The sequence below is a fragment of the Mesorhizobium sp. M1142 genome (assembly GCF_040318565.1).
Lineage (GTDB): Bacteria > Pseudomonadota > Alphaproteobacteria > Rhizobiales > Rhizobiaceae > Mesorhizobium.
Map to the genome: position 1 here is coordinate 280952 of NZ_JAMYMK010000002.1, position 25961 is coordinate 306912.

At 62.8% G+C, this 25961-nt stretch carries 28 protein-coding genes and 2 pseudogenes; 22 read left to right on the forward strand and 8 right to left on the reverse strand.

Annotated features, from left to right (window positions below):
- The first annotated feature begins 405 nt into the window (after nucleotides 1-405).
- Both fabI and NKH42_RS05335 read left to right on the forward strand, forming a co-directional pair.
- On the forward strand, nucleotides 406-1224 hold the full coding sequence (gene fabI, locus NKH42_RS05330; protein ID WP_352476656.1) for an enoyl-ACP reductase FabI: 819 nt from the start codon (nucleotides 406-408) through the stop codon (nucleotides 1222-1224).
- Between the two features lie 31 nt (nucleotides 1225-1255).
- On the forward strand, nucleotides 1256-1843 hold the full coding sequence (locus NKH42_RS05335; RefSeq protein ID WP_352476657.1) for a histidine phosphatase family protein: 588 nt from the start codon (nucleotides 1256-1258) through the stop codon (nucleotides 1841-1843).
- Nucleotides 1844-1906: 63 nt separating this feature from the next.
- Here the strand turns inward: NKH42_RS05335 and NKH42_RS05340 are convergent, their stop codons facing one another.
- Nucleotides 1907-2170, reverse strand: coding sequence for a DUF1344 domain-containing protein (locus tag NKH42_RS05340; RefSeq protein ID WP_023716902.1), 264 nt, complete (start codon nucleotides 2168-2170; stop codon nucleotides 1907-1909).
- A 275-nt stretch (nucleotides 2171-2445) separates the two neighbouring features.
- Here NKH42_RS05340 and aroC point away from each other — a divergent pair, with 275 nt between their 5' ends.
- Nucleotides 2446-3546 (forward strand): chorismate synthase, encoded by a 1101-nt coding sequence (gene aroC / locus NKH42_RS05345; protein ID WP_352505225.1) that lies wholly within the window; start codon nucleotides 2446-2448, stop codon nucleotides 3544-3546.
- Between the two features lie 109 nt (nucleotides 3547-3655).
- On the forward strand, nucleotides 3656-4756 hold the full coding sequence (gene ribB / locus NKH42_RS05350) for a 3,4-dihydroxy-2-butanone-4-phosphate synthase (protein WP_254818438.1): 1101 nt from the start codon (nucleotides 3656-3658) through the stop codon (nucleotides 4754-4756).
- Between the two features lie 59 nt (nucleotides 4757-4815).
- On the opposite strand, the gene NKH42_RS05355 is transcribed toward ribB, so the two are convergent.
- On the reverse strand, nucleotides 4816-6039 hold the full coding sequence (locus NKH42_RS05355; protein ID WP_352505224.1) for an MFS transporter: 1224 nt from the start codon (nucleotides 6037-6039) through the stop codon (nucleotides 4816-4818).
- Between the two features lie 118 nt (nucleotides 6040-6157).
- Between NKH42_RS05355 and NKH42_RS05360 the strand changes: the two genes are divergently transcribed.
- The 6 genes from NKH42_RS05360 (at nucleotide 6158) to dxs (ending at nucleotide 11426) form a co-directional block, all read left to right on the forward strand.
- Entirely contained in the window at nucleotides 6158-6811 is a 654-nt protein-coding gene (locus tag NKH42_RS05360; protein ID WP_352751057.1) for a TetR/AcrR family transcriptional regulator, read from the forward strand.
- Between the two features lie 132 nt (nucleotides 6812-6943).
- On the forward strand, nucleotides 6944-7870 hold the full coding sequence (locus NKH42_RS05365; protein ID WP_352737066.1) for a histone deacetylase family protein: 927 nt from the start codon (nucleotides 6944-6946) through the stop codon (nucleotides 7868-7870).
- A 3-nt stretch (nucleotides 7871-7873) separates the two neighbouring features.
- A complete protein-coding gene (locus NKH42_RS05370; protein WP_352737109.1) occupies nucleotides 7874-8125 on the forward strand; it encodes an exodeoxyribonuclease VII small subunit in 252 nt (83 codons plus the stop codon).
- Nucleotides 8126-8234: 109 nt separating this feature from the next.
- A complete protein-coding gene (locus tag NKH42_RS05375; RefSeq protein ID WP_023716908.1) occupies nucleotides 8235-8501 on the forward strand; it encodes a DUF2277 domain-containing protein in 267 nt (88 codons plus the stop codon).
- Nucleotides 8502-8510: 9 nt separating this feature from the next.
- A complete protein-coding gene (locus NKH42_RS05380; RefSeq protein WP_352505222.1) occupies nucleotides 8511-9431 on the forward strand; it encodes a pirin family protein in 921 nt (306 codons plus the stop codon).
- A gap of 81 nt (nucleotides 9432-9512) precedes the next feature.
- A complete protein-coding gene (dxs, locus tag NKH42_RS05385) occupies nucleotides 9513-11426 on the forward strand; it encodes a 1-deoxy-D-xylulose-5-phosphate synthase (protein ID WP_352476664.1) in 1914 nt (637 codons plus the stop codon).
- A 243-nt stretch (nucleotides 11427-11669) separates the two neighbouring features.
- On the opposite strand, the gene NKH42_RS05390 is transcribed toward dxs, so the two are convergent.
- On the reverse strand, nucleotides 11670-12071 hold the full coding sequence (locus NKH42_RS05390; RefSeq protein WP_352737108.1) for a GFA family protein: 402 nt from the start codon (nucleotides 12069-12071) through the stop codon (nucleotides 11670-11672).
- A 174-nt stretch (nucleotides 12072-12245) separates the two neighbouring features.
- Here NKH42_RS05390 and NKH42_RS05395 point away from each other — a divergent pair, with 174 nt between their 5' ends.
- The 3 genes and pseudogenes from NKH42_RS05395 to NKH42_RS05405 all read left to right on the forward strand — a co-directional run bounded on the left by NKH42_RS05395 (nucleotide 12246) and on the right by NKH42_RS05405 (nucleotide 14713).
- Nucleotides 12246-13025 (forward strand): TlyA family RNA methyltransferase, encoded by a 780-nt coding sequence (locus tag NKH42_RS05395; protein ID WP_352737065.1) that lies wholly within the window; start codon nucleotides 12246-12248, stop codon nucleotides 13023-13025.
- Nucleotides 13022-14263 carry a class I SAM-dependent RNA methyltransferase gene (locus NKH42_RS05400; RefSeq protein ID WP_352737064.1) on the forward strand — a complete coding sequence of 414 codons (1242 nt, stop codon included), beginning with the start codon at nucleotides 13022-13024 and terminating at the stop codon, nucleotides 14261-14263. The genes NKH42_RS05395 and NKH42_RS05400 overlap by 4 nt, the downstream gene beginning before the upstream one ends.
- Nucleotides 14264-14344: 81 nt before the next feature.
- Nucleotides 14345-14713, forward strand: a pseudogene (locus tag NKH42_RS05405) (antitoxin Xre/MbcA/ParS toxin-binding domain-containing protein).
- A gap of 39 nt (nucleotides 14714-14752) precedes the next feature.
- Here NKH42_RS05405 and NKH42_RS05410 read toward each other — a convergent pair.
- From NKH42_RS05410 to NKH42_RS05430, 5 genes and pseudogenes are all read right to left on the reverse strand, one after another.
- Nucleotides 14753-15142, reverse strand: coding sequence for a type II toxin-antitoxin system VapC family toxin (locus tag NKH42_RS05410; RefSeq protein WP_352737063.1), 390 nt, complete (start codon nucleotides 15140-15142; stop codon nucleotides 14753-14755).
- Nucleotides 15129-15404 (reverse strand): AbrB/MazE/SpoVT family DNA-binding domain-containing protein, encoded by a 276-nt coding sequence (locus tag NKH42_RS05415; protein WP_254818449.1) that lies wholly within the window; start codon nucleotides 15402-15404, stop codon nucleotides 15129-15131. Before NKH42_RS05415 ends, NKH42_RS05410 begins: the two co-directional genes overlap by 14 nt.
- A gap of 116 nt (nucleotides 15405-15520) precedes the next feature.
- Nucleotides 15521-16933: a metalloprotease TldD gene (tldD, locus tag NKH42_RS05420; RefSeq protein ID WP_352737062.1), complete on the reverse strand. Its 1413-nt coding sequence runs from the start codon at nucleotides 16931-16933 to the stop codon at nucleotides 15521-15523.
- Between the two features lie 82 nt (nucleotides 16934-17015).
- A pseudogene (locus tag NKH42_RS05425) lies at nucleotides 17016-17445 on the reverse strand (GNAT family N-acetyltransferase).
- 9 nt (nucleotides 17446-17454) lie between these two features.
- Nucleotides 17455-17979, reverse strand: a complete 525-nt coding sequence (locus NKH42_RS05430; RefSeq protein WP_254818452.1) for an invasion associated locus B family protein — start codon at nucleotides 17977-17979, stop codon at nucleotides 17455-17457.
- A 371-nt stretch (nucleotides 17980-18350) separates the two neighbouring features.
- Between NKH42_RS05430 and coxB the strand changes: the two genes are divergently transcribed.
- The 9 genes from coxB to ispH all read left to right on the forward strand — a co-directional run bounded on the left by coxB (nucleotide 18351) and on the right by ispH (nucleotide 25961).
- Complete coding sequence (gene coxB / locus NKH42_RS05435) at nucleotides 18351-19229, forward strand: cytochrome c oxidase subunit II (RefSeq protein ID WP_352646297.1); 879 nt, start codon at nucleotides 18351-18353, stop codon at nucleotides 19227-19229.
- Nucleotides 19230-19267: 38 nt separating this feature from the next.
- The gene (gene ctaD / locus NKH42_RS05440) at nucleotides 19268-20920 is read left to right on the forward strand and encodes a cytochrome c oxidase subunit I (protein WP_352476671.1); all 1653 of its coding nucleotides are present in this window, start codon (nucleotides 19268-19270) and stop codon (nucleotides 20918-20920) included.
- A gap of 76 nt (nucleotides 20921-20996) precedes the next feature.
- On the forward strand, nucleotides 20997-21941 hold the full coding sequence (locus NKH42_RS05445; protein ID WP_352645918.1) for a heme o synthase: 945 nt from the start codon (nucleotides 20997-20999) through the stop codon (nucleotides 21939-21941).
- The gene (locus NKH42_RS05450; RefSeq protein ID WP_023674135.1) at nucleotides 21938-22105 is read left to right on the forward strand and encodes a cytochrome c oxidase system small membrane protein; all 168 of its coding nucleotides are present in this window, start codon (nucleotides 21938-21940) and stop codon (nucleotides 22103-22105) included. The genes NKH42_RS05445 and NKH42_RS05450 overlap by 4 nt, the downstream gene beginning before the upstream one ends.
- A gap of 7 nt (nucleotides 22106-22112) precedes the next feature.
- Entirely contained in the window at nucleotides 22113-22745 is a 633-nt protein-coding gene (locus NKH42_RS05455; RefSeq protein WP_352751053.1) for a cytochrome c oxidase assembly protein, read from the forward strand.
- Nucleotide 22746: 1 nt separating this feature from the next.
- Nucleotides 22747-23628, forward strand: coding sequence for a cytochrome c oxidase subunit 3 (locus tag NKH42_RS05460; protein WP_254818455.1), 882 nt, complete (start codon nucleotides 22747-22749; stop codon nucleotides 23626-23628).
- Nucleotides 23629-23710: 82 nt separating this feature from the next.
- Complete coding sequence (locus NKH42_RS05465; protein WP_352505213.1) at nucleotides 23711-24097, forward strand: DUF983 domain-containing protein; 387 nt, start codon at nucleotides 23711-23713, stop codon at nucleotides 24095-24097.
- On the forward strand, nucleotides 24094-24849 hold the full coding sequence (locus tag NKH42_RS05470) for an SURF1 family protein (protein WP_352505212.1): 756 nt from the start codon (nucleotides 24094-24096) through the stop codon (nucleotides 24847-24849). Before NKH42_RS05465 ends, NKH42_RS05470 begins: the two co-directional genes overlap by 4 nt.
- A gap of 107 nt (nucleotides 24850-24956) precedes the next feature.
- Nucleotides 24957-25961, forward strand: coding sequence for a 4-hydroxy-3-methylbut-2-enyl diphosphate reductase (gene ispH / locus NKH42_RS05475; protein WP_254818458.1), 1005 nt, complete (start codon nucleotides 24957-24959; stop codon nucleotides 25959-25961).

The following is a 25961-nucleotide window of genomic DNA, read 5'->3' on the forward strand; positions in this document are numbered from 1 at the left end:
CTCGCCTGTGGGTTGGCGGACTCAACGTCAAATTTTTTGTCCAAAGGCAGACATTCGACGGCCTAAGCCCAGACGTCCGCTCCCGGCGCACCGCAAAGCGGTCGTCCACGGCCCAAAGTATGGAAGTCGGCTCGGGGTCATGACCGTGGCTTCGGCCGCTGGCCAACGAAACTTCTGCCAAAGGGTCATCTTCCGCCGTGACACCGATACTGGCGTCGGATTTTTCCACTGGCCCGCCACTCCAAGGTCAAAGCGCTACAGCGTCCTTTGCGCGCCCAAAAGGACTCGCGGCTCTGTAGACCAGCGGCTTTGTCCCCCGAACTGTCCGCTTTGAACGCTTGAAGGGGCACTGTGGCTGTGCGATAGGCACTCCACAAAGCAGAGAACCTTGCGGAGAGCGCTGACATGGCGGGTGAACGGGGCCTTATGGCCGGCAAGCGCGGCCTTATCCTTGGCATCGCCAACAATCGCTCGATCGCTTACGGCATCGCCAGGGCCTGTGTCGATCACGGCGCCGAGATCGCGCTGACTTATCAGGGCGAGGCGTTCAAGAAACGTGTCGAGCCGCTCGCGGCGGAACTGGGCGCGCATGTCGCCGGCCACTGCGATGTGACCGACCCGGCCAGCCTCGATGCGGTGTTCGCCGATATCGCCAGCCATTGGGGCAAGCTCGATTTCCTCGTCCACGCTATCGCCTTTTCCGACAAGGACGAGCTGACCGGCCGCTATGTCGAGACGACGCGCGATAATTTCCTGCGCACCATGGATATTTCGGTCTATTCCTTCACGACCATTGCCAAACGTGCCGAGGCGCTGATGACCGACGGCGGCTCGCTGCTGACGCTGACCTATTACGGCGCGGAAAAGGTGATGCCGCACTACAACGTCATGGGTGTCGCCAAGGCGGCACTCGAAGCCAGCGTGCGCTATCTGGCCGTCGATCTCGGCGCCAAGAAGATCCGTGTCAACGCGATCTCCGCCGGCCCGATCAAGACGCTTGCCGCATCCGGCATCGGCGATTTCCGCTATATCCTGAAATGGAACGAATACAATTCGCCGTTGAAGCAGACGGTCACGCAGGAGGAGGTTGGCGATTCCGGCGTCTATTTCCTGTCCGACCTTTCGCGTGGCGTCACCGGCGAGATCCATCATGTCGATTCCGGCTATCATGTTGTCGGCATGAAGGCGGTCGACGCGCCGGATATTTCGACGGTCAAGGACTGACGCCACCGCCTGACCTCCTCCGGAAGACCTGATGTACCCGCTCGTCTATATCGTGCGCCACGGCCAGACGGCGTGGAACGCCGAGGCCCGGCTGCAGGGGCAGGCCGATACCGACCTCGACGAGCTTGGCCGCGAGCAGGCTAGCCGCAACGGGCGCAGGCTGGCCGAACTCATCGACAAGCCCGAAGATTTCGACTTTGTCGCCAGCCCGATGCGGCGCACGCGCGAGACGATGGAGCGCCTGCGCGCGGCGATGAAGCTCGATCCGCACGCCTATCGTACCGAGCCGCTGCTCGTGGAATTGAGCTTTGGCGACTGGCAGGGTTTCACCTTTGCCGAACTCGAGGCGAACAATCCTGGTTCGACCAGGCGCCGCCGGCTCGATAAATGGAATTTCCAGCCGCCCGGCGAAGGCGCCGAAAGCTATCAGATGCTGCTCGAACGGGTGAAGCCGTGGTTCGACGCGCTCGATCGCCAGACGGTCTGCGTGACCCATGGTGGCGTCATGCGCGTAATGTTCCGCTTGGTACTGGGGATGTCCGAACAAGATGCGGTCAGCATGGACGTGCCGCAGGACCGCGTGCTCAGACTGGACGGCCGGCGCCTGGAGTGGCTTTGAGACCGATGACGCAGCGTATGTTGAGATCAGGTCGGGCCGGCATCAGCTGAATGTCGACGCGTCCTACTCGGTCGATCCGGTGTCCGGCAGTTCCATATCGGTGACGACATTCTCGCCATTCGTCACGTCATAGGCGAGGACGATGTCCATGCCTGGCTTCAGCGCATCGAGGTCGGTTTCGGCGTTCAGCTTGTAGGACTTGCCGTCGTCCAGCGTCAGCGTCAGCGCATCCTTGTCGACCTTCTTGATCAGGCCTTCGGTCTGGCCGGCGAAGGCGGCGGTGGAAATCAACAGCGTGGCGGCAACAGCGCCAATCAGGATACGCATCATCGTCCTCTTTAATCATTGCCGGTACAGCGGCTCGGTCCAACGGAACGGAACTGAGCAGAAACCAATCGAATGTGTCAAAACTAAATCCGCCGGATCACAGTTTGACCACTGTGGAAAACGCCAATAGAAGGCAGGCGACAGCGCCGCGCGTCCTCCTGGACGCGCAAAGGACGCTGTAGCACTTTTGATTTTGTGCATGATCCTTTCCGAAAATCGCTCCGATTTTCGGGGTTATGCGCTAGGCCGGCTCCGACGCCGGCAGGGCTGGTTCCATGTCGCACAACACGTTCGGCCATCTTTTCCGCGTCACCACCTGGGGCGAAAGCCACGGGCCGGCGTTGGGCTGCGTCGTCGACGGCTGTCCGCCAGGCATCCGCTTCACTCGCGACGAGATCCAGGCCGAACTCGACAAGCGCCGCCCCGGCCAGTCACGTTTTGTGACGCAACGTCGCGAACCGGATGAGGTGAAGGTCCTGTCCGGCTTCGTCCTCGATGAGGACGGCGAGACGATGATCACGACCGGCACGCCGGTGTCGATGCTGATCGAGAATGTCGACCAGCGCTCGAAGGATTATGGCGACATCGCCCGCCAGTTCCGGCCGGGCCATGCCGATTACACGTACGAGGTCAAATACGGTCTGCGCGACTACCGCGGCGGCGGCCGCTCCTCGGCGCGTGAGACGGCGGCGCGGGTGGCGGCCGGAGCGCTTGCCCGGAAGGTCGTGCCCGGCATGGTGGTGCGCGGCGCGCTGGTGTCCATGGGCGATAAATCGATCGATCGCGCCAATTGGAACTGGAATTTCGTCGGCGACGCCGAAAACCCGTTCTTCACACCTGATCCGGCGTCCGTCGCCGTCTTCACCAAATATCTGGACGGCATCCGCAAGGCGGGCTCCTCGGTCGGTGCGGTCATCGAGATCGTCGCCGACGGCGTTCCGGCCGGGCTTGGCGCGCCGATCTATGCCAAGCTCGACCAGGACATCGCCGCCGGCCTGATGTCGATCAACGCCGTCAAGGGTGTCGAGATCGGCAACGGTTTCGAGGCCGCCCGCATCACCGGCGAGGAGAATGCCGATGAGATGCGCATGGGCAATGACGGCAAGCCGGTCTTCCTGTCCAACAATGCCGGCGGCATTCTCGGCGGCATCTCGACCGGCCAGGCGATCGTCGCGCGTTTCGCCGTCAAGCCGACCTCGTCGATCCTGACGCCGCGAAAGTCGATCGACAAGGACGGTAACGACGTCGAGATCATGACCAAGGGCCGGCACGATCCGTGCGTCGGCATCCGCGCTGTACCGATCGGCGAGGCGATGGTTGCCTGCGCCATTGCCGATCATTATCTGCGTCATCGGGGACAAACGGGAAGGCAGTAGGGAGTAGAGTAGGGGAGTAGGTTACGCAGCTCCCACGACAGCATTTTTTCCTTTTCTCTACTCCCGTACTGCCCTACTCCCCTATTCCCTGCGAGCGAAGCGAGCACTTATGCCTTACGACCAGAAGAAGATCGTCGAAGCCCTGCGCGCCTTCGAGCGCGGCGAGATCGTCGTCGTTATGGACGATGACGGCCGCGAGAACGAGGGCGACCTGATCGTAGCCGCCGTCCATTGCACGCCGGAAAAGATGGCGTTCATCGTTCGCAACACGTCGGGCATCGTCTGCACGCCGATGCCGCGCGAGGAAGCCAAGCGGCTCAACCTGTCGCCGATGGTCGCCGACAATGATTCGGCCCACACCACCGCCTTCACCGTCAGCGTCGATTTCAAGCACGGCACCACGACCGGCATTTCGGCGGACGACCGTACTCTGACTGTCCGCAACCTCGCCAACGGCAATGTCGGCGCCTCCGATTTCGTCCGGCCCGGTCACATCTTTCCGCTGATCGCACGCGAAGGCGGCGTGCTGATGCGTTCGGGCCATACCGAGGCCGCTGTCGACCTCTGCAAGCTCGCCGGCCTGCCGCCGGTCGGCGTGATTTCCGAGCTGGTCAACGATGACGGCACCGTCATGCGTGGCCCGCAGGTGCAGGCCTTCGCCGAAAAGCACGGGTTGAAGCAGATCTCGGTTGCCGACCTCATCGCCTACCGGCAGCGCAAGGAAACGCTGGTCGAGCGTGTCGCCTGTTCCGACATTGAGACGGCAGGCGGCAAGGCACAGGTCTTCACCTACACGCTGCCCTGGGATTCGATGCATCATGTAGCGATCGTCTTCGGCGACATCCGCGACGGCGAGGAGGTGCCGGTGCGCCTTCATTCCGAGGACGTGGTCAGCGACGTGTTCGGCACCAGCCACAGACTGGACGCCATCATGAAGACGATGGGCGAGCGTAAGCGCGGCGTCATCGTCTATCTGCGCGAAGGCTCAGTCGGCGTCGCCCATCAGGAGCGCAAGCGCCCGGCTGCCGGCGACCGCGAGGATCACGAAGAGGCTCGCCGCCGCGAAAACGAATGGCGCGAGATCGGCCTCGGCGCGCAAATCCTCAAGGATCTCGGAATTTCCTCGATAAATCTGATCGCCTCGCGCGAGCGCCATTATGTCGGCCTCGAAGGTTTTGGCATCCACATCGCCAAGACCGAGATTCTTTAGGCCATTCTCACGGTGCTGGTATGCGTCCGGCCCCGGCTCGGGGCCGGACGCACCGGAAACTATTCCGCAGCGACCGCGGCTGCGTCGCATGCCGCCATGTCGCAGTTCGGCGCGGCAAGGCTGCGCTGGCCGGCGAGCACGATGGCCAAAGCGATTGTGCCCGATGCCACCGATACCCAGAACCCGTTCTGCGCGCCGAAAGCGTCCACCACCCAGCCGGCGGCGAAGGAGCCGAGCGCCATGCCGATGCCGATGCCGGTCATCACCCAGGTCACGCCCTCGGTCAGCACCGCCTCCGGCACGCGCCGCTCGATCAGGCCGAATGCCGTGATGAAGGTCGGCGAGATTGCCACGCCGCTGACGAAGACGGCCAGTGCCAGCAGCGGCACGGTGTCGGCGACGAGCAGCGGCAGCGTGGTGAGCGCAATGATGGCGATTGCGATGGCAAGCTGAATCTGCAGCGGCACTTTCAGGTTCAGGGCGCCGATGACGATGCCGACGACGAACGATCCGAGCGCGTAGACGCCGATGACGAAGCTGGCGGCGCCCGGCTGGCCAAGCTCCTTGGTGATCGCCACGGTGCTCACCTCCGTGGTGGCGAAGGTCGCGCCGATGAAGATCAGGGCCAAGGTGATGATCTGGACCGGCCGCAGGCGGATTGCCGAGCCGCCCGAACCGTGTTCCACCGGTCGCGCTCGCGGTTCGGTCGAGCGCTGCAGGATGAAGGCCGTCGAACCGAAGGCCAGGAACAATGTGCTCGCGAGCACTCCCGCTTCCGGGAAAAGCGCGACACTCAGTCCGACCGACAGCGATGCGCCGGCGATGTAGACCAGTTCGTCCGCCGCCGACTCGAAGGCGAACGCCGTGTTCAACTCGGGGCGGTTGCGGAAGATTTCGGTCCAGCGTGCGCGCACCATTGCCGGGATGCTGGGCATGACGGCGGCGAGCAGCGCCGAGACGAATAGCGTCCATATCGGCCAATGCTGATTGGTCGCTGCAATCAGGATCGCGAAGGCGAGCGCGGAAATCATGGTGGTCGGCACCACAATCCGCGTCTGGCCGAGGCGGTCCACCAGTCGCGATACCTGCGGGGCGACGAAAGCGTTGGCCAGCGCATATGTCGCGGAAACGGCACCGGCCAGCCAGTATTGGCCATCGGTCTGCGACAGCATTGCGACGATCCCGATCGGAGCCATGGCCATCGGCAGCCGGGCAACGAACCCGGCGGCAGCAAAGCCCTTGGCGCCCGGCGCGCGAAAGATCTGGGAATAGGGATTTTGCATGGTCTGGCTCCTCGACAACGGCCGGTTCGGCGATTACATACGTAGCGTATGAGTTTAAATAGATCATACGTGGCGTATGTCAATTGGCATGCGAAGCGTATGTTAATAGGGCCAGTGCATGCACAAACCACGCAAGGAGATGATTGCCGAGACCCGCGCCAAACTGATTGCCGCGGCGCGCCAGGCCTTCGGCACGCTCGGCTATGCCGAAGCCTCGATGGATAACTTCACGGCATCGGCCGGGCTGACGCGCGGTGCGCTCTATCATCACTTCGGCGACAAGAAGGGCCTGCTCCAGGCGGTTATCGCCGAGATCGACGCCGAAATGGCAGCCCGGCTGAAGGTCGTTTCGGCCAAGCCGGACAATCTCTGGCAGGGCTTTGTCGACGAATGCACCGCCTATATCGAGATGGCGCTGGAGCCGGAGATCCAGCGTATCGTGCTTCGCGACGGGCCGGCGGTGCTCGGCGATCCATCGCAATGGCCAAGCCAGAGCACATGCATCCGCTCGATGACAGAGAGCCTGCAAAGACTGAGCGACGAGGGGACAATTCTCGCCGTCGATCCCGAAGCCGCGGCAAGGCTGGTCAGCGGCGCCTCGCTGCATGCGGCGCAGTGGATCGCAAATTCGAACGATCCCGAAGCGACGTCGAAGAAGGCAGTGAAGGCGTTCAAGGTTCTTCTGGAAGGGCTGCTCAATCGCACCGGCAAGCTGCATCAACCTGATCGACCGTCAGCGATGCAGCCCGAGGTTGACCGATCACCGGCCTGAGATCATCTTTTCGCCAATCCCAGGCGGCTCGCGGTGGGCTCAGCCGACGCCGGTTGCCTAAACCCTGTTGAACATCGCGTCACCAGCGCGCGAAAACATGGCCAAAGCGGTAAGGCGCGCCTATATCGGGGCATGGTCACGAGACTTTACACCCATCCGATTTTCCTCGAGCACATAACACCGCCCGGTCATCCGGAGCGGCCGGACCGTCTGCGCGCCATAGAGCGTGTGCTTGACGACGAGGCCTTCGCGGCGCTCGATCGCGTCCAGGCGCCTGAAGGCGACGAGGCAACCATCCTCTACGCGCATCCGCCCGAATTCGTCGAACGTGTCCGCGCAGCGATACCGGACACCGGCATCGCCCGTATCGACGCCGATACCACCGCCAGCCCGAAGAGCTGGCAGGCGGCCGTGACCGCGATCGGCGCTGCCAACGCCGCGGTCGACGACGTCTTCACCGGCCGTGCCGAGCATGTCTTCGTCGCCGCACGGCCGCCCGGCCATCATGCCGAAAAGACCACCTCCATGGGTTTTTGCCTGTTCAACACCGCGGCGATCGCGGCACGCTACGCGCAGAAGAACCATGGCGCCGGCCGCGTCGCCGTCGTCGACTGGGATGTGCATCACGGCAACGGCACGCAGGACATCTTCTGGGACGATCCGTCGGTGCTCTATTGCTCGACACACCAGATGCCGCTTTACCCGGGAACCGGGGCCGTCAGCGAAACCGGCGCCGGCAACATCGTCAACGCGCCGCTGGCGCCGCAGAGCGGTAGCGATGTTTTCCGTGACGCCTTTCTGTCACGCATCCTGCCGGCGCTCGACAATTTTGCGCCCGATCTGATCATCATCTCCGCCGGTTTCGACGCCCACCACCGCGATCCTCTGGCCGAGATCAACCTGACCGAGGATGATTTCGACTGGGCGACCGGCCAGTTGCTCGAACGAGCCGGGCGCCATAGCCGCAACCGGCTCGTCAGCGTGCTCGAGGGCGGCTACGATCTGCAGGGATTGGCATTTTCGGTCGCCGCCCATGTGGGGCGGCTGATGAAGGGATAGATGATGGCTGGTGAGACCAACGAGGACGTCAAGGCGATGAGCTTCGAGCAGGCGCTCGAGGCGCTGGAACGGATCGTCGACGATCTGGAGCGCGGCGACGTGCCGCTCGACCAGTCGATCCGCATTTATGAGCGCGGCGAGGCGCTGAAGGCGCATTGCGACCGGCTGCTGAAAGGGGCCGAGGACAAGGTCGAGAAAATCAGGCTGTCGCGTGACGGCAAGCCGGTGGGGACAGAGCCGCTGGATGCGGACTGAGGCGCGGCCTCGAACGACGATTGTGCTTACCGGCTTTGGACATCATCACGATTGAGGGTAAAACTCATCCCGTTTGAAACGGCTCCATGACGAGAGGAGATTGCGAACGATGTGCAGAAACATCAAAACCCTGTTCAATTTCGATCCGCCGGCAACCAATGACGAGGTCCGCGATGCCGCACTTCAGTTTGTCCGCAAGCTGAGCGGAACGACACGGCCGTCGAAACAGAACCAGCATGCGTTCGACCATGCCGTCGAGGCCATTGCCGCCTCGGCGCGTGAATTGCTCGACAGCCTCGAGACGACGCAGCATCCGCGCAATCGCGAAGAGGTGGCGGCCAAGGCGAAGGCCAAATCTGCACTTCGCTTCGCCTGAGGGGACCGCGTGAGCTTCTTTCCCGGAAACGATCCGCAGATGGGCGATGCCTTCGCCAGCGATCAGATCGAACTGATGGTCATTCCGAATGCCAAGGACATCGGCGGATTTCAGGTTCGCCGCGCCTTGCCGACGGCCAGGCGCCGGCTGGTCGGACCCTTCATCTTCTTCGACCGCATGGGTCCAGCCGTTCTGCGGGCCGGCCAGGCGCTCGACGTGCGCCCGCATCCGCATATCGGCCTGTCGACGGTGACTTACCTGTTCGACGGCAAGATCAGGCACCGCGATTCGCTCGGCACCGAGATGGTGATCCAGCCCGGCGACGTGAATTTGATGACCGCCGGCCGCGGCATCGTCCATTCGGAGCGCACGCCGGAAGAACTGCGCGGCTTGCCGATGTCGGTTTCCGGCCTGCAGACATGGCTGGCGCTGCCGGACGGCAAGGAAGAGGTCGCGCCGGTCTTCGAAAACACCGCGGCCCTGCGCCTGCCCGAAATCGATGCAGAGGGTGTCAGCGGCCGTATCGTCATCGGTGCATTGTCCGGGCTGCGCTCCCCGGTCGCCACCGCTTCGGACACGCTCTATGCCGATCTCAGGTTGGCGCCGGGTGCCAGCGTGAAGATCCCGGCCGACGCCGAGGAGCGCGCCATCTATACGCTGGCAGGCGAGGTTTCGATATCCGGTGACCGCTTCCCGGCCGAGCGGCTGCTGGTTTTCCGGCCCGGCGATGAGATCGTTGTTTCATCGGAGGGCGGCGCCCATTTCATGCTGTTTGGCGGCGCTTCGCTCGGTTCGAAACGTTATATCTGGTGGAATTTCGTATCGTCCTCAAAGGAACGCATCGAGCAGGCGAAAGAAGAATGGAAGACGGGCCGCTTCGATATCGTTCCTGGAGACGAGCAAGAGTTCATCCCGCTGCCCGAAAGCTGATGCGCGTTACCGCCACATTTACATTCGCCGGCCAGCGGCATATTTCACGATGAACAGAAAATCTGACCAGGCTCGCAAACAGTGAACGCAAAGCCCGATACGCCGCTTCTCGACAAGGTCCGCGTCCCAGCCGATTTGCGCACGCTTGCCGAAGCCGACCTGCCGCAGCTGGCGTCAGAGCTTCGCGCCGAACTGATCGATGTCGTTTCCCACACCGGCGGCCATCTCGGCGCCGGCCTCGGCGTGGTCGAACTGACTGTCGCGCTGCACTACGTCTTCAACACGCCGGACGACCGGCTGATCTGGGACGTCGGCCACCAGGCCTATCCGCACAAGATCCTGACCGGCCGCCGCGACCGCATCCGCACGCTGCGGCAGGAGGGCGGCCTGTCCGGCTTCACGCGTCGCGTCGAGAGCGAATACGATCCGTTTGGCGCAGCCCACTCCTCAACCTCGATTTCAGCCGGCCTCGGCATGGCGATGGCGCGCGATCTGTCCGATGGCCGCAACAATGTCATTGCCGTCATCGGCGACGGCGCCATGTCGGCCGGCATGGCCTACGAGGCGATGAACAATGCCGGCGCACTCGATGCCCGGCTGATCGTCATCTTGAACGACAACGACATGTCGATCGCCCCGCCGACCGGTGCGATGAGCGCCTATCTGGCGCGGCTCGCCTCAGGCAAGACCTATCTTGGGTTGCGCGATTTCGGCAAGAAGCTGACGTCCTATCTTGGCGAGCGCGCCGATCGCGCCATCAAGCGCGCGGTCGAGCACGCGCGCGGTTACGTCACCGGCGGCACGCTGTTCGAGGAGATGGGTTTCTACCACATCGGTCCGATCGACGGTCACAACCTCGAGCACCTGATCCCGGTGCTGAAGAACGTCCGCGACAATGCCGACGGCCCGGTGCTGATCCATGTCGTGACCCAGAAGGGCAAGGGCTACGCCCCGGCCGAGGCCGCGGCCGACAAATATCATGGCGTCAACAAATTCGACGTCATCACCGGCGCCCAGGCCAAGGCGCCCGCCAATGCGCCGAGCTATACGAAGGTGTTTGCCGAAAGTCTGATCCAGGAGGCCCGAGAGGACGACCGCATCGTCGCCATCACCGCCGCCATGCCGAACGGCACCGGGCTTGACCTGTTCGGCGAAGCGTTTCCGGCGAGGACCTTCGATGTCGGCATCGCCGAGCAGCATGCGGTTACCTTCGCCGCCGGCCTTGCCACGGAAGGCTTCAAGCCTTTCGCCGCGATCTACTCGACCTTTCTCCAGCGCGCCTACGACCAGGTCGTCCACGACGTGGCGATCCAGAAATTGCCGGTGCGCTTTCCGATCGACCGCGCCGGCTTCGTCGGCGCCGATGGTGCCACCCATTGCGGCGCCTTCGACACGACCTTCCTGGCGACGCTGCCCGGTTTCGTCGTCATGGCCGCGGCCGATGAGGCCGAGCTGCGCCACATGGTACGCACCGCTGCAAGCTTCGATGACGGCCCGATCGCCTTCCGCTACCCGCGCGGCAACGGCGTTGGCGTCGAGATGCCGCAACGAGGCTCGGTATTGGAGATCGGCAAGGGCCGGATCGTCAGGGAAGGCACCAAGGTTGCGCTGCTTTCCTTCGGCACCAGGCTGCAGGATTGCCTTGCCGCGGCCGAGGAGCTTGGCGCGGCCGGGCTTTCGACCACGGTCGCCGATGCCCGTTTTGCCAAGCCGCTCGACGAGGACCTGATCCGGCGGCTGGCCCGTTCGCACGAGATCCTGGTGACGGTGGAAGAGGGCGCGGTCGGCGGCTTCGCCAGCCATGTGCTGCAGTTCCTGGCCCATGAAGGGCTGCTGGAGAGCGGCTTGAAGGTGCGCCCGCTCGTGCTGCCCGACGCCTTCGTCGACCATGCCAAGCCGGAAAAGATGTATGCCGATGCCGGGCTGGACAGCGCCGGCATCGTGCGCACAGTGTTCGTGGCGTTGGGGCATACCGCGCAGGCCCAGCGCGCCTAGTTTTTAGACGCATTTCCCGCGACGCCGAAGCGATTCAACTTGGCTGCAAGATGCCGGTCTGAATCAAAATCTCAACTGCTCGAATCAAATTGCCGGCGAACAGTCGTAACATGCTGTTTACGCTGCTGTTTCCGGCCGCGCACGCAGGTGTCCGGCGACAGCAGCGACGGTCTGACGCCGGCCGTCGAACGGCGGGTTTCGCGGAAGATATTCTAAAGCATGATCCCGAAGAGACTCTAGAAACTAGAACCACATATCCCGCACGCAGCGACCATCTCTCGGCAAATCCTCGAATGTATCGAGACCATCGAAATGGTCGATCGGGAGATCGGCGACGGCCTCGGGCGGCGCAAGCCTCACATTGACGGCGATGCGGTAGCGCCCAGCCGCATCGGGATGCAAACCGCGCCAGGCCAGGACGCAAGCGCACGTTGGACAGAAGAGAATCTCAAGTGAAGGATGAGCCTTTCCGACGCGACTATAGGCGCTTACGGGCCCGGCAAGGCGGATGCGTTCGTCGACAAAATCGTACGCCCAGAGCGTGCCGTAGCGACGGCAAAGTGTGCAGTTGCAGGCAGTGACCGAACCGGGATCGCCCTCCAGGGTCCAGCGGGCGGCACCGCAGTGGCAGGTTCCCGTCAGCATTTCCTCCTCCGCGTTTCGACCGCAAAACGGCATCTCGTTCTTAGCATTGCGTCGCGCCTGGCGCGAGGTTCGACTGGTAGCGGAGCGGCTTGATGCGTTCACCGCTTTTCCAGCCATGCCTTGTCTCATCGCCAATATCCTTGCCATCATCGTTGGCATTCGCCATGAAGGCCGATGACTTCCCTTCCGCCAGCCAGCATACGCCAGAGGCTCGACGAATTGCTCGTCCAGCGCGGCCTGTTTGCCAGCCGCTCGCGTGCCCGCGATGCCGTGGGGCGCGGCACCGTGACGGTCGATGGCATCGTCGCCCGCAAGCCAAGCCAGGCCGTTCTGCCTGAGTGCAACATCGTCGTTGATGATCCGGCGCAAGGTTACGTGTCGCGCGCCGCACTGAAGCTGAAGGCTGGTCTCGACCATTTCGGCCTCGACCCCACCGGCAGCGAAGCCCTCGATGTCGGCGCCTCGACCGGCGGCTTCACGCAGGTGCTGCTCGAACGCGGCGCGGCGCATGTCACGGCGATCGATGTCGGGCACGGCCAGATGCACTCCGACATTGCCGGCGATCCGCGCGTGACGGTAATTGAGGGCCTGAATGCGCGCGAACTGTCGGCAGCCGATCTCGGCGGCCGTGTGCCGGATTTCGTCGTCTCGGACGTCAGCTTCATCTCGCTGAAACTGGCGCTGCCGCCGGCGCTTGCCTTGGCCGGGAACGGCGCAAAGGCTGTGTTTCTGGTCAAGCCGCAGTTCGAGGCCGGCCGCGAGGCGATCGGCAAGGGCGGGCTGCTGAAGGACCCCTATGATGCGGCGCGTATTGCCGGCCTGATGCAGGACTGGCTCGATGCCATTCCCGGCTGGCGCTCGCTAGGGCTGCACCTGTCGCCGATAGAGGGCGGTGACGGCAACCGCGAGTTCCTGCTCGGCGGCATCAAGGACGTCGAGACCCAGAAGCGATGAGCACCCGTTTCACGATCGCAAGGTTGGGCTCGCAGGGCGACGGCATCGCCGAGACGGAAACCGGCGAGGTTTTCATTCCGTTCGCGCTGCCGGAAGAGATCGTCACCGCCGCGCGGGAGAAAGATCGCGCCACCTTGATGTCGGTCCTTGAGGCTTCGCCGTTGCGGGTCGATCCGCCGTGCCGGCATTTCGGCGCGTGCGGCGGCTGCGCCGTTCAGCATCTCGAGACAGAAGCCTATCACCGGTGGAAGCGCGAAAAGGTCGTGCATGCGCTGAAGAGCAAGGGCATCGCTTGCGATGTCGGCGCGCTGGTGCCGTGCTCGCCGCACACGCGCCGCCGCGTCGTCTTCACCGCCCGGCGGAGCGAGGCGGGAATGCAGTTCGGCTTTGTTCGCGCGCTGTCATCCGAGATCATCTCGATCGAGGAATGCCCGATCTCGCTGCCGCAGATCGTCGCTGCGCTCGACCGTTTGAGGATGCTTGCCGGGCTGATCTGCACCACGACCAAATCGTTCCACATGGCGGTAACGGTGACCGGTTCCGGCCTTGATGTCGCGGTTCACGATTCCGGCAAGCTCGGCGAGAACCAGCGCCGCGTCGCGTCCAACTTCGTCATCGCCGAGGGGCTAGCCAGGCTGTCGGTCGACGGCGAGATCATTATCGAACCAAAGAAACCGGTCGTCCTGTTTGATGGCGTCACCGTCGCACTGCCTCCGGGCGCTTTCCTGCAGGCGACCGAGGCTGCCGAACAGGCGATGGCCAACATTGTCGGCCAGCATTTCGCGCGCGCCAAAAAGGTCGCCGATCTCTTCGCCGGCTGCGGCAGCTTCGCGCTGCGCCTGGCCGCAAGATCTGAGGTTCACGCGGTGGAAGGCGATGCGGCAGCACTCGCGGCGCTCGACCGGGCATTCCGTTTCGCCAGCGGCCTGAAGCGGGTGACCGGCGAACGTCGCGACCTGTTCCGGAGGCCGCTCACATTCAAGGAGTTGAATGCCTTTGACGGCGTAGTCTTCGACCCGCCCCGCGCCGGCGCCGAGGATCAGTCGAAGCAGATCGCGCGCTCCGACGTGCCGCTCGTCGCCGCGGTGTCCTGCAATCCGGCAACGCTGGCGCGGGATCTTCGCATCCTCCTCGATGGCGGTTACGCCTTGAAGAGCGTAACCCCGATCGACCAGTTCCTGTGGTCGCCACATGTCGAGGCAGTGGCATTGCTGGAGAAGCCCAAGAGAAGGCGCTAGTCTAGCTGCATTTATCGGGCGTGAAATGCGCACTAAAGAAGCGCATTTGAGCGTACGCCGGTCAAATATTTTAGGAAATTTATAGTGGCCCAAGCCTTTGGCATTTCGGCATCCCGCTGCGGCGAGGAGCGGACGCCGTTTCTCTCGTCGAAGCGGGTGGCTGAACTGCTCGGGGTCACTATGACCGAACTGGCGGGCCTGAGCGGCATCGCCCGCAACACGTTGCCGCTAAGACCGGAGCGCGCAAGGTCGACGCCGCATTGAGCCCCATCATTCGTATTCTGCGACGGCCGGCGAGATGACCGGCGATCAAGTGCGTGCAGCAATCTGGTTCAAACATCAGCCGATCCCGGCTGGGTGGGAAAGACCGCCTATGATCTGGTTCGCGAAGGCAAGACGGATAAGGTTCTCGCTTACCTGAAGGCCGCTCGTTCCGGTATCTATGCCTGAACGGCGCGCCTTCATGCCATGCTGGGTAGCCATAAACTGCTATGCTTCTTGCACGCCGTCATATCCAGCCGCCCGCGCTGCCGTGACGAACTTACGATCAAAAGTCGCGAAGCCAACGCAGTGAGCAGATTTGCCCAGATGCAGCGCATCAGCGAAATCCAATCCCCTTTCCGAGAGGTCGAGCGCGGACGACACGACCGTCCCGTCTTCCACCTCTACCGTAGGGAGCCCGCTAAACGCCCGTAGCGTGCGGGCGATTTCGAGCGGTGCCAAACCGTAGGCGCTGCGCAACACCCACTCGACCTCCAGGATTACCGTGACGGCGACAAAGACTGGCTGGCTATCGATCAACGCGCGGGCGCGGGAAGACTGAGTCGGGTGATCGTCCGTCAGGTAGCGGACGATCAGGTTGGTATCAATCGCGAGCATGGCGCCGCCGCGCTTCGGCGAGCACGCCCGCGTCCATTTCTTCCAACGTCTTCGGCCTGCCGCTATAGCGCAGCGATCCAAACACGTCCTCTGGCCGCGTCTCGGCGAAGACTGGCGCAGGCTTCAGTAGCACTCCCTCTGGGGTATCTTCGACCAGAAGGCGTGTGCCGGCGTCCCATTCTCTCCGTTTCCGGATCGAACTGGGCAGGATGACCTGTCCCTTGGTCGAGACGGTGGTCACGAGCTTTTCCGCGGCAGCCATGATGGCGCTCCTCTGGATGTAAGACGAACGTAAGATAAGTGAAGATCGCGCCCAGTTCAAGGCTCGAATAGCTCAATGGGACGACAGGACGGACAGGGTGTTCGAAGCCGGCCGCATCAAACCCTGGTGCCGCCGACCGTCATCTGGTTCATCCTGAGATGCGGCTGGCCGACGCCGACCGGCACGCCCTGTCCGGCCTTGCCGCACATGCCGATGCCGGTGTCGAGCTTCATGTCGTTACCGATCATCGCCACACGATGCATGGCATCCGGCCCGTTGCCGATCAGCATGGCGCCCTTGATCGGCTGCGTTACCTTGCCGTTCTCGATCATGTAGGCCTCGGTGCAGCCGAACACGAACTTGCCCGAAGTGATGTCGACCTGGCCGCCGCCGAACGACACGGCATAGATGCCGTTCTTGACCGAGGCAATGATTTCCTCCGGCTCCATGTCGCCTGCGGTCATGTAGGTATTGGTCATGCGCGGCATCGGCTCGTGTGCGTAACCTTGGCGCCGCCCGTTGCCGGTGGCTTTCATGCCCATCAGACGCGCGTTCTGGCGGTCCTGCATGTAACCGACCAGCTTGCCATCATCGATCAACACGTTGTGGGCAGAAGGCGTGCCTTCATCGTCGACGGTCAGCGAACCACGCCGTTCGGGAATGGTGCCGTCGTCGACGACGGTGACGCCTTTCGCCGCCACCTGCTGGCCAAGCAGGCCGGCGAAGGCAGATGTCTTCTTGCGGTTGAAATCGCCTTCCAGCCCGTGGCCGACGGCCTCGTGCAGCATGACGCCCGGCCAGCCGCTCGACAGCACGATGTCGAAAGTGCCGGCAGGCGCGGGAACCGCTTCGAGATTGACCAGTGCTTGCCGCAGCGCCTCCTTGGCCGCATGCTTCCAGCTGTCCTCGATCAGGAACTCGCCAAAATCCTTGCGCCCGCCCATGCCGTAGGAGCCGCTCTCCTGGCGGTCACCGTCGCCGACCACCACCGACACGTTGATCCTGACCAGCGGGCGGATGTCGCGGACCATCTGGCCATCAGCGCGCACGATCTCGACATGCTGCCAGGAGGCGGCGAGCGACGCCGTCACCTGTCGGACGCGCGAATCCTCGGCCCTTAGCCAGGCATCGATTTCCTGGAGCAGCTTGGCCTTGGTCTCGAAGGAAGGTGAGGGGATAGGGTTTCCGTCGCCGTAGAGATGGCGGTTGGTGCGGGCGGGAGCCGCAGCAAGCGTGCCGGAATAGCCGCTCTTCACCGTCGAAACCGCATCGGCGGCGCGCAGCAGCGAGGCTTCGGAGAGATCACTGGAATGGGCGTAGCCGCTGGCCTCGCCGGCGACTGCGCGCAGGCCGAAACCCTGGTCGGTGTTGAAATTGGCGGTCTTCAGCTTGCCATTGTCGAACATCAGCGCTTCGCTTTCGCTGTATTCGAGAAACAGTTCACCGTCGTCGGCGCCGTTTATAGTCTCGGCGACGATCTGCTTGATGCGATCGTCGGAAATGTCGAATTGGCCGATCAGGCTGTTCATGGCGCTGGCCTCTTGAGAAGTGATTTTACGGCATGTAGGCGCCTGGGCGCCGTTCGGCAACTTCACGGTGGAACACCACGACCTAAGTCAAGCGGCGTGCCATCATGATTTCGTCGATCTCCCTGCCTTCATGAAGAAAGCCGGCCAGCACTTACAGCCAGCTCGATCTGCCTTATGCCCAATGCTCGGGCGTGATCGAGCAGCAGATTGAGCATCTTGACGGCGTATCCGCCGCCACGCTCACTGCCGCGCAAATAGACCATGACGATCGTCGCGCGGTGCGCCATCTTGCTGGCCGGCTGGCGCATCAGGCCCATTATGCTGACAGGTTCCCCGCTCCGAAAGCTGACGACAACCAGGTTGTTCGTCAGGCGCCGCCGCCATTCCTCGTCGGCAAGTTGCTCCCATTCCGCTGCGCTGCTGGCGAAGGCTTCGGGCTCAGCGCGCAAAGCCTCCAGGCGAATTCGCTTGAATATCTCGAAGTCGTCCGCATCGAGCAGTTTCAGCGTCAACGTGCAGCCTCAAGGCAGGGCGGCAAAGCCGTCGGCGAAACCCTTGAGGTCGACGGGAATGCCGATGCCCTCCTCCGGCGTCTGGAAGACGATGAAGGTGGCGGACGTACCGGTCTTCAGCGTGTCGAGCAGCGGCTTTTCCAGGATGACCTCGGCGTAGCAGCCGTCCTGGAAACAGCGCACGAAATAGGCGCGGCCGATATCCTTGCCGTCGACATTGAGGCCGAGCCCGTTGGGCAACAGCACGCCGAGCGGCGCCAGCACGCGAAGGATTTCGGCCTTATTGTCGGCTGTACGCAGCACGACGACGGAAAGACCCATTTCCGGGCGATCCTCGGCGACAACGTTCTGCATCATCACGCATTGTTCGGACGTAGCACCGGCCGGCGTATCGCAGATGATCGACCACGCCCCATGCGTCGACTTCACGGTGCCGCTTGGCTGCGCGGCATTGGCCAGGCCGGCGCCGGGCAAGGCTATTGCGGCGGCAACAAGGATGACCTTCGCCAAGGTTCTCGAAAGCCAAGGGTTCATGACGGCTCCATTGCGAATCACGGCACTTTAAGCCGCACTAAACCCAAGTAAAGGACGAGACCCCGGCGATCTGCCCCGACACAGGCGACAATGCGCTTTTCCGTGCCAATTTCGCCCTAATTGCGACGGTTCCGCGCGCCGCGCGGCTCATTCTACTCGGATGCCGCTCTGGTGATTCGCGGCGAGCCGTCACCGCACGAAGCCAGCGCCGCGCTTGCGCGCAAAAATGCCGCACGGGTTCCGGCGCTCCTTTCTTGCGGAGGCAAATAGAGTATGGTTTGAACCAGCCTTGAATTGTCCGGGATTCCCGTCCCGGCATTGTTCGACATTCTTGCGGTCCGATCGCGAGGAACTGGGAGATGACGAGGGCGATGAGAAAATTCCTGGCAACCGCCAAAATCGTAGCTAGTGCCGCCGCCACGTTGTTTGCCGCTGCATCGGCTCGTGCAGCCCAGCCCCAACCTTGGGAAACCAGTTTTCAGCCTGCGGCGACCGACATTATGAGGCAGATCGAGTGGTTCGGGAACTACTCGTTCGCGTTCATCATTGTGATCACCGCCTTGGTGCTTTTCCTGATCGCCTACTGCATTTTGCGGTTCCGGGCGAGCGTTAACCCGACCCCGTCGCGCACCAGCCACAACACGCTGATCGAGGTCATCTGGACTGTCGGTCCCGTCGTCATCCTGCTCTGTCTCGCCATTCCCTCGTTCCAGCTGCTGACCGCGCAGTACACGCCGCCGGAAGAAGCCAAGCTGACCGTCAAGGCGACCGGCAATCAGTGGAACTGGGACTACGAATACCAGGTCGACAATACGCTTTCCTTCAATTCCGCGATCCTTCAGGATGCCGACAGGGCTGCTGCCGGCAAGGAAGATCGCGCCGAGTATCCGCGCCTGCTCGCCGTCGACAATGAGATGGTGGTGCCGGTCAACACCATGACCCGGGTGCTGGTGACGGCGACCGACGTCATTCACGCCTTTGCCATGCCGTCCTTCGGCATCAAGACCGATGCGGTGCCGGGCCGCATCAACGAGGTGTGGTTCAAGGCCGACAAGGAAGGCCTCTATTATGGCCAGTGTTCCGAACTCTGCGGCAAGGACCACGCCTTCATGCCGATCGCTATTCGCGTCGTCTCCGATGCGCAATACAAGACCTGGCTGGCGGCAGCCAAGACCGACCTTCCCGGCGCCAACAAGGCGCTGATGGCCGAGGTCGATGGCACGAACAAGGTAGCGGCCGCCGGCAACTGATGCCGCGACCAGAAAAGATTCAGGGAACGGAGCCGATCATGGCAGACGCTGCAGTTCACGACGACCACGACCACAAGCCGTATCATGGCTGGGTCCGGTGGGTGTATTCGACCAACCACAAGGACATTGGCACTCTTTATCTGATCTTCGCGATCATGGCGGGCTGCATCGGTGGCGCCTTGTCGGTCGTCATGCGCATGGAATTGCAGGAGCCGGGCATCCAGATATTCACTGGCCTGGCGCAGATGGTCTACGGCATGAATGGTGACGCCGCCATCGACGGCGGCAAGAGCATGTACAATGCTTTCACCACCGCGCATGCGCTGATCATGATCTTCTTCATGGTGATGCCGGCGCTGATAGGCGGTTTTGCCAACTGGATGGTGCCGATCATGATCGGCGCGCCGGACATGGCCTTCCCGCGCATGAACAACGTCTCGTTCTGGCTGCTGCCGCCGGCTTTCATCCTGCTGATTATCTCGGCCTTCGTCCCGAGTGCGCCCGGCGCCTACGGCGTCGGCGGCGGCTGGACGCTTTATCCGCCGCTATCGACATCGGGCCAGCCCGGACCGGCCATGGACCTGGCGATCCTTTCAATCCACATCGCCGGCGCCTCCTCGATTCTTGGCGCCATCAACTTCATCACCACCATCTTCAACATGCGCGCGCCCGGCATGACCATGCACAAGATGCCGCTGTTCGCCTGGTCGGTGTTGATCACCGCCTTCCTGCTGCTTCTGTCGCTTCCAGTGTTGGCTGGCGGCATCACCATGCTGTTGACCGACCGTAATTTCGGCACCACCTTCTTCGCCCCGGACGGCGGCGGCGATCCGATCCTGTTCCAGCACCTGTTCTGGTTCTTCGGCCATCCGGAGGTCTACATTCTGATCCTCCCGGGTTTCGGCATCATCAGCCACATCATCTCGACCTTTTCGAGGAAGCCGGTGTTCGGCTATCTAGGCATGGCCTATGCGATGGTTGCCATCGGCGCGGTGGGCTTCATCGTCTGGGCCCACCACATGTACACGACGGGCCTGTCGCTCGACACCCAGCGCTATTTCGTCTTTGCCACCATGGTCATCGCGGTGCCGACGGGTGTGAAGATCTTCTCGTGGATCGCCACCATGTGGGGCGGGTCGATTTCGCTCAAGACGCCGATGCTGTGGGCGATCGGCTTCATCTTCCTGTTCACTGTTGGCGGCGTCACCGGCGTGCAGCTGGCCAATGCCGGCCTCGACCGCCCGCTGCACGACACCTATTTCGTGGTCGCGCACTTCCACTACGTGTTGTCGCTGGGCGCGGTCTTCGCCATCTTCGCCGGCTGGTACTACTGGTTCCCGAAAATGACCGGCTACATGTATTCGCCGGTGATCGCCAACACCCACTTCTGGGTCACTTTCGTCGGCGTCAACCTGGTCTTTTTCCCGCAGCACTTCCTCGGTCTTTCCGGTATGCCGCGTCGCTATATCGACTATCCGGATGCCTTCGCCGGCTGGAATATGGTGTCGTCCTACGGCTCGTACATCTCGGCTGTCGGCGTCGTCATCTTCCTGTTCGGCGTCTTCGAGGCGTTCCAGAAGAAGCGTGTCGCCGGCGCCAATCCTTGGGGCGAGGGTGCGACCACGCTGGAATGGCAACTGCCTTCGCCGCCGCCGTTCCACCAGTGGGAACAGTTGCCGAAGATCAAGTAGGCGGTTGCCTCCTTTAATACGGAACCGCCGGCCGACCGGCGGTTTTGGCCAACGGAATGATGGACTTTAAGTACGCATGGCCCTTGCCGAAGACAGACTGATTGACGAGCCAGGCTTCCGCATGTCGGAAGCGACGGCGGGCGATTTTTTCGCCCTGCTGAAGCCGCGCGTCATGTCGCTGGTGGTGTTCACCGCGTTTGTCGGCATGGTCGCCGCCCCGGTAACCATCAATCCGCTGCTGGCGGTGATCGCGATCCTGGCTATTGCCATTGGAGCTGGCGCGTCCGGTGCGCTCAACATGTGGTACGACGCAGACATCGATGCGGTGATGACGCGCACCGCCGGCCGTCCCGTGCCGGCCGGCCGCATCCGGCCAGGCGAGGCATTGAGTTTCGGGCTGGTGCTGTCGGTTCTGTCGGTGATGACCCTCGGCGTGCTGGTCAACTGGTTGGCCGCATCGCTTCTGGCCTTCACCATCTTTTTCTATGCCGTCATCTATACGATGTGGCTGAAGCGCTGGACGCCGCAGAACATCGTCATCGGCGGTGCTGCCGGCGCCATTCCGCCGGTCATCGGCTGGGCGGCGGTAACCGGATCGGTCAGCCTCGAAAGCTTGGTGCTGTTCCTGATCATCTTCCTGTGGACGCCGCCGCATTTCTGGGCGCTCGCGCTGTTCAAGTCGGAGGACTACGCCAAGGCAGGCATTCCGATGATGCCGAATGTCGCCGGCCATCCCGCGACCAGGCGCCAGATCTTTGCCTATGCGCTGGTCCTCGCGCCGGTTGGCGTGCTGCCATGGGTTCTTGGCTTCACTACGCCGGCCTATGGCATCGTTGCGTTGCTGCTCGGCGTCGGCTTCCTATGGTATGCGTGGAAGGTGCTGCAAATGGCCGATGACGACAGGGCGATGAAGCCGGCCAAGGCCTTGTTCGGCTATTCGCTGCTTTATCTCTTCGCCATCTTCGCCACCTACCTTGGCGATTGCGTCGTCGCGCGCGCGCTGACCGTCGGCGGAGCATGAGCATGGCCGAAAAGAAGCTTGAACTGGTCACGCTGACCGAACGTCAGCAGAAGGCGCGCCGCAATCGCTCGGCCGCAATCGGTTTCGCGCTGGCGGCGCTGGTCGTCATATTCTACGTCGCGACCATCGTGAAATTTGGCCACAGTTTCCCTGGCTCGATGTGAGCTGACGATGACCAGGCAAACAGTCACCGATCCTACGAAGAAGAATACGAACCGCGTCGTCGCTGCCGTCTGCATCGCGTTCTTCGGCGGCATGATCGGCATGGCTTACGCCGCAGTGCCGCTCTATGCGATGTTCTGCCAGGCGACAGGCTACGGCGGCACCGTCAAACGGGCGACCCAGCAATATGCCGATAGGGTGCTCGACCGCGACATCACCATCCGCTTCGATGCCAACACCGCCGGCGTTCCCTGGCAATTCCAGCCGGTCGACCGCTCGATCATCATCAAGATCGGCGAGACCGCCGAGGCGCATTTCAGCGCGACGAACAAATTCAGCCGGCCCATCACCGGACGCGCCACCTTCAACGTGCAGCCGGAACTGGCTGGGCCTTACTTCAACAAGGTCGAGTGTTTCTGCTTCACCGACACGACGCTGAAGCCGGGCGAGACGCTGGACATGCCGGTCGTGTTCTATGTCGATCCCGACATCGTCAACGCGCCGGAATTGAAGGATTTGAGGACGATTACCCTGTCCTACACGATGTTCCCGGTCGACAAGACCAAGCCGGTCGCATCATCGGTGCCGGCCGACGGCCGCCGCAACAAGATTTCAGATACCGAAGCAAGCCTCGGGGGTTGATATGGCAGACGCACACGCAAAACCACAGCATGACTATCATCTCGTCGACCCGAGCCCGTGGCCTTTCCTGGGCTCCGTCGGGGCACTGGTGACCGCGATCGGCGGCGTCTGTTACATGCAGTATCTCAAGGGCGGCGATTTCCCGATCTTCGGTTTCAACATTGCCAATCCGTGGCTGTTCTTCATTGGCCTTTTGATCGTCATCTACACGATGTTCGCTTGGTGGTCTGACACTATCAAGGAGGCGCATGAGGGTCGCCACACCCGCGTCGTGTCGCTGCATCTGCGCTACGGCATGATCATGTTCATTGCCTCCGAGGTGATGTTCTTCGTCGCCTGGTTTTGGGCCTTCTTCGACGCCAGCCTGTTTCCGGGCGAGGTCCATCAATACGCCCGCACCGCCTTCACCGGCGGCGTCTGGCCGCCCAAGGGCATCGAAGTTCTCGACCCCTTCCACCTGCCGCTCTACAACACCGTCATCCTGCTTCTGTCGGGCACCACGGTGACATGGGCGCATCACTCGCTCATCCACGGCGACCGCAAAGGCCTGATCAATGGCTTGGTGCTGACCGTCGGCCTCGGCATGCTGTTCACCATGGTGCAGGCCTACGAGTACATGCACGCGCCGTTCGGCTTCAGGGATTCGATCTACGGCGCCACCTTCTTCATGGCGACCGGCTTCCACGGCTTCCACGTCATCATCGGCACGATCTTCCTGTTGGTCTGCCTGATCCGCGCCATGAAGGGCGACTTCACGCCCAAGCAGCATTTCGGCTTCGAGGCCGCCGCCTGGTACTGGCACTTCGTCGACGTGGTGTGGCTGTTCCTGTTTGCCTCGATCTACGTCTGGGCATCGAACGGCGCGATGATCGAACCGCATTGAGATCGACCTGAGGAAATCGACAAGGCGGCTGCGGCGACGTGGCCGCCTTATCTTTTGCGGCAAATGCTCCTAGGATGATCCGATGAGCGACGACAAGGCGATCTGGCCACCAATCGATCCGATCCCGGCCGGCCTGCATGGCCGCTGCCCGCGCTGCGGCGAGGGCAAGCTGTTTTCTGGATTCCTCACGGTCGGCAATCGCTGCACCAATTGCGGCCTCGATTATTCCTTCGCCGATGCCGGCGACGGGCCGGCGGTGTTCGTTATCCTGATCATCGGCTTCATCGTCGTCGGCCTGGCGTTGTGGACGGAGGTGACGCTCAATCCGCCGCTCTGGCTGCATCTGCTGCTGTGGATTCCGCTGACGCTGGTGCTTTGCCTGGCGGCGCTCCGGCTGATCAAGGGCGTGCTGCTGACGCTGCAATACCGCAACAAGGCGGCCGAGGGCCGGCTGGACCGCGGCGAATGAGCGAGGCATCAGGTTTGGTGGCCGGCCGGTCGCGGCCCAAGCGCGCATTGGCACTCGGCCTGGGTATCATCGTGTTTTTGATCCTGCTGGCGCTCGGCACCTGGCAGGTTCAGCGCCTGCACTGGAAAGAGGGCCTTCTCCAGACGATAGACCAGCGCACGCATTCGGCGCCTGTGCCATTGGCCGAGGTCGAAAAGCGGTTTGCTGCCACCCGCGACGTGGACTACACGCCGGTAACGGTGACCGGCACTTTCCTGCATCAAGGCGAGCGGCATTTCCTCGCCACCTGGGAAGGCCAGTCCGGTTTCGATGTCTTCACGCCGCTGCAACTCGACGATGGCCGTTTCGTACTGATCAACCGCGGCTTCGTGCCTTACGATTTCAAGGACCCAGCCAAGCGGCCGCAGGGGCAGGTAACGGGCGAAGTGACGGTGACGGGGCTCGCCCGGAACCCGCTGCCGGCCAGGCCCTCGATGATGCTTCCCGACAATGATCCGCAGAAGAACATCTTCTACTGGAAGGATCGTGATGCGATGGCCTCGAGCGCCGGCCTGCCGGCAGGTGCGGCGCTGGTGCCGATCTTCATCGATGCGAACGCCACGCCCAACCCCGGCGGGCTGCCGGTCGGCGGCGTCACCGTCATCGACCTGCCGAACAGCCATCTGCAATATGCGATAACCTGGTACGGCCTTGCCGCCGCCCTTGCCGGTGTCCTTATCTCCTGGCTCCGCCGCCCGGCGAAAGACCAATGATCGCCGCCACTACCCTTGACAGGGCAGGGCCGCGCACCTCATTTCGCGCCTAGAGCTCAGAAGTCACAGTCCGATCAACCGGCCTACAATCAGCGTAAGATGCAATCATGCTTCACACAAAGCCACCGCTGACCATCCGGCTTTGCCAGCCGCGCGGTTTCTGTGCCGGCGTCGACCGTGCCATCCAGATCGTCGTGCTGGCGCTGAAGAAATACGGCGCGCCGGTCTATGTCCGCCACGAGATCGTGCACAACCGCTACGTCGTCGAAGGGCTGCAAAGCCTCGGCGCGGTGTTCATCGAGGAGCTCTCCGAAATCCCGCCCGAGCATCGCCAGAGCCCGGTCGTCTTTTCGGCGCATGGCGTGCCGAAATCGGTGCCGGCCGACGCCCAGTCGCGCAACCTCTTCTATCTCGACGCGACTTGCCCGCTGGTTTCGAAAGTCCACAAGCAGGCAATGCGCCATCAGCGGCTTGGCCGCCACGTGCTTTTGATCGGCCATGCCGGGCATCCCGAGGTGATCGGCACAATGGGCCAGTTGCCGGATGGCGCGGTCACTCTGATCGAGACCGAAGCCGACGCCGCAAGCTTCGTGCCTGCAGACCCGCAGGCGCTCGGCTTCGTGACCCAGACGACGCTGTCGGTCGAGGACACCGCCGGTATCATTCGCGCCCTGCAGCAGCGTTTTCCCGAGCTGCACGCGCCGGCGGCGGAATCGATCTGTTATGCCACCACCAATCGCCAGGAAGCGGTCAAGGAAACAGCGGCCGGCGCCGATCTCTTCCTCGTTGTCGGCGCACCTAACTCCTCCAACTCGCGGCGCCTGGTCGAAGTGGCCGAGCGCGCCGGCGCCTCGATGTCGCTTCTCGTGCAGCGCGCCTCCGAAATTCCGTGGAATGAGATTGCCGGCATTTCGACGCTCGGCCTGTCGGCGGGCGCCTCGGCGCCGGAGATCATCGTCGACGAGATCGTCGATGCGTTCAGGCAGCGCTTCGACGTGACCATCGAGCTGGCCGTAACGGCGACGGAGACGGAGGACTTTCCGGTGATGCGGGTGTTGCGCGATGTCGAACTGACGGCCGCCGACATGGCCTTCGTCAACGGGGCCGCGTAA

Excerpts from the sequence above, each read along its gene's own strand:
- fabI (WP_352476656.1), top strand. The coding sequence starts at position 406 with ATGGCGGGTGAACGGGGCCTTATGGCCGGCAAGCGCGGCCTTATCCTT.
- NKH42_RS05335 (WP_352476657.1), top strand. The coding sequence starts at position 1,256 with ATGTACCCGCTCGTCTATATCGTGCGCCACGGCCAGACGGCGTGGAAC.
- NKH42_RS05340 (WP_023716902.1), bottom strand. The coding sequence starts at position 2,170 with ATGCGTATCCTGATTGGCGCTGTTGCCGCCACGCTGTTGATTTCCACC.
- aroC (WP_352505225.1), top strand. The coding sequence starts at position 2,446 with ATGTCGCACAACACGTTCGGCCATCTTTTCCGCGTCACCACCTGGGGC.
- ribB (WP_254818438.1), top strand. The coding sequence starts at position 3,656 with ATGCCTTACGACCAGAAGAAGATCGTCGAAGCCCTGCGCGCCTTCGAG.
- NKH42_RS05355 (WP_352505224.1), bottom strand. The coding sequence starts at position 6,039 with ATGCAAAATCCCTATTCCCAGATCTTTCGCGCGCCGGGCGCCAAGGGC.
- NKH42_RS05360 (WP_352751057.1), top strand. The coding sequence starts at position 6,158 with ATGCACAAACCACGCAAGGAGATGATTGCCGAGACCCGCGCCAAACTG.
- NKH42_RS05365 (WP_352737066.1), top strand. The coding sequence starts at position 6,944 with ATGGTCACGAGACTTTACACCCATCCGATTTTCCTCGAGCACATAACA.
- NKH42_RS05370 (WP_352737109.1), top strand. The coding sequence starts at position 7,874 with ATGGCTGGTGAGACCAACGAGGACGTCAAGGCGATGAGCTTCGAGCAG.
- NKH42_RS05375 (WP_023716908.1), top strand. The coding sequence starts at position 8,235 with ATGTGCAGAAACATCAAAACCCTGTTCAATTTCGATCCGCCGGCAACC.
- NKH42_RS05390 (WP_352737108.1), bottom strand. The coding sequence starts at position 12,071 with ATGCTGACGGGAACCTGCCACTGCGGTGCCGCCCGCTGGACCCTGGAG.
- NKH42_RS05395 (WP_352737065.1), top strand. The coding sequence starts at position 12,246 with ATGACTTCCCTTCCGCCAGCCAGCATACGCCAGAGGCTCGACGAATTG.
- NKH42_RS05400 (WP_352737064.1), top strand. The coding sequence starts at position 13,022 with ATGAGCACCCGTTTCACGATCGCAAGGTTGGGCTCGCAGGGCGACGGC.
- NKH42_RS05410 (WP_352737063.1), bottom strand. The coding sequence starts at position 15,142 with ATGCTCGCGATTGATACCAACCTGATCGTCCGCTACCTGACGGACGAT.
- NKH42_RS05415 (WP_254818449.1), bottom strand. The coding sequence starts at position 15,404 with ATGGCTGCCGCGGAAAAGCTCGTGACCACCGTCTCGACCAAGGGACAG.
- tldD (WP_352737062.1), bottom strand. The coding sequence starts at position 16,933 with ATGAACAGCCTGATCGGCCAATTCGACATTTCCGACGATCGCATCAAG.
- NKH42_RS05430 (WP_254818452.1), bottom strand. The coding sequence starts at position 17,979 with ATGAACCCTTGGCTTTCGAGAACCTTGGCGAAGGTCATCCTTGTTGCC.
- coxB (WP_352646297.1), top strand. The coding sequence starts at position 18,351 with ATGAGAAAATTCCTGGCAACCGCCAAAATCGTAGCTAGTGCCGCCGCC.
- ctaD (WP_352476671.1), top strand. The coding sequence starts at position 19,268 with ATGGCAGACGCTGCAGTTCACGACGACCACGACCACAAGCCGTATCAT.
- NKH42_RS05445 (WP_352645918.1), top strand. The coding sequence starts at position 20,997 with ATGGCCCTTGCCGAAGACAGACTGATTGACGAGCCAGGCTTCCGCATG.
- NKH42_RS05450 (WP_023674135.1), top strand. The coding sequence starts at position 21,938 with ATGAGCATGGCCGAAAAGAAGCTTGAACTGGTCACGCTGACCGAACGT.
- NKH42_RS05455 (WP_352751053.1), top strand. The coding sequence starts at position 22,113 with ATGACCAGGCAAACAGTCACCGATCCTACGAAGAAGAATACGAACCGC.
- NKH42_RS05460 (WP_254818455.1), top strand. The coding sequence starts at position 22,747 with ATGGCAGACGCACACGCAAAACCACAGCATGACTATCATCTCGTCGAC.
- NKH42_RS05465 (WP_352505213.1), top strand. The coding sequence starts at position 23,711 with ATGAGCGACGACAAGGCGATCTGGCCACCAATCGATCCGATCCCGGCC.
- NKH42_RS05470 (WP_352505212.1), top strand. The coding sequence starts at position 24,094 with ATGAGCGAGGCATCAGGTTTGGTGGCCGGCCGGTCGCGGCCCAAGCGC.
- ispH (WP_254818458.1), top strand. The coding sequence starts at position 24,957 with ATGCTTCACACAAAGCCACCGCTGACCATCCGGCTTTGCCAGCCGCGC.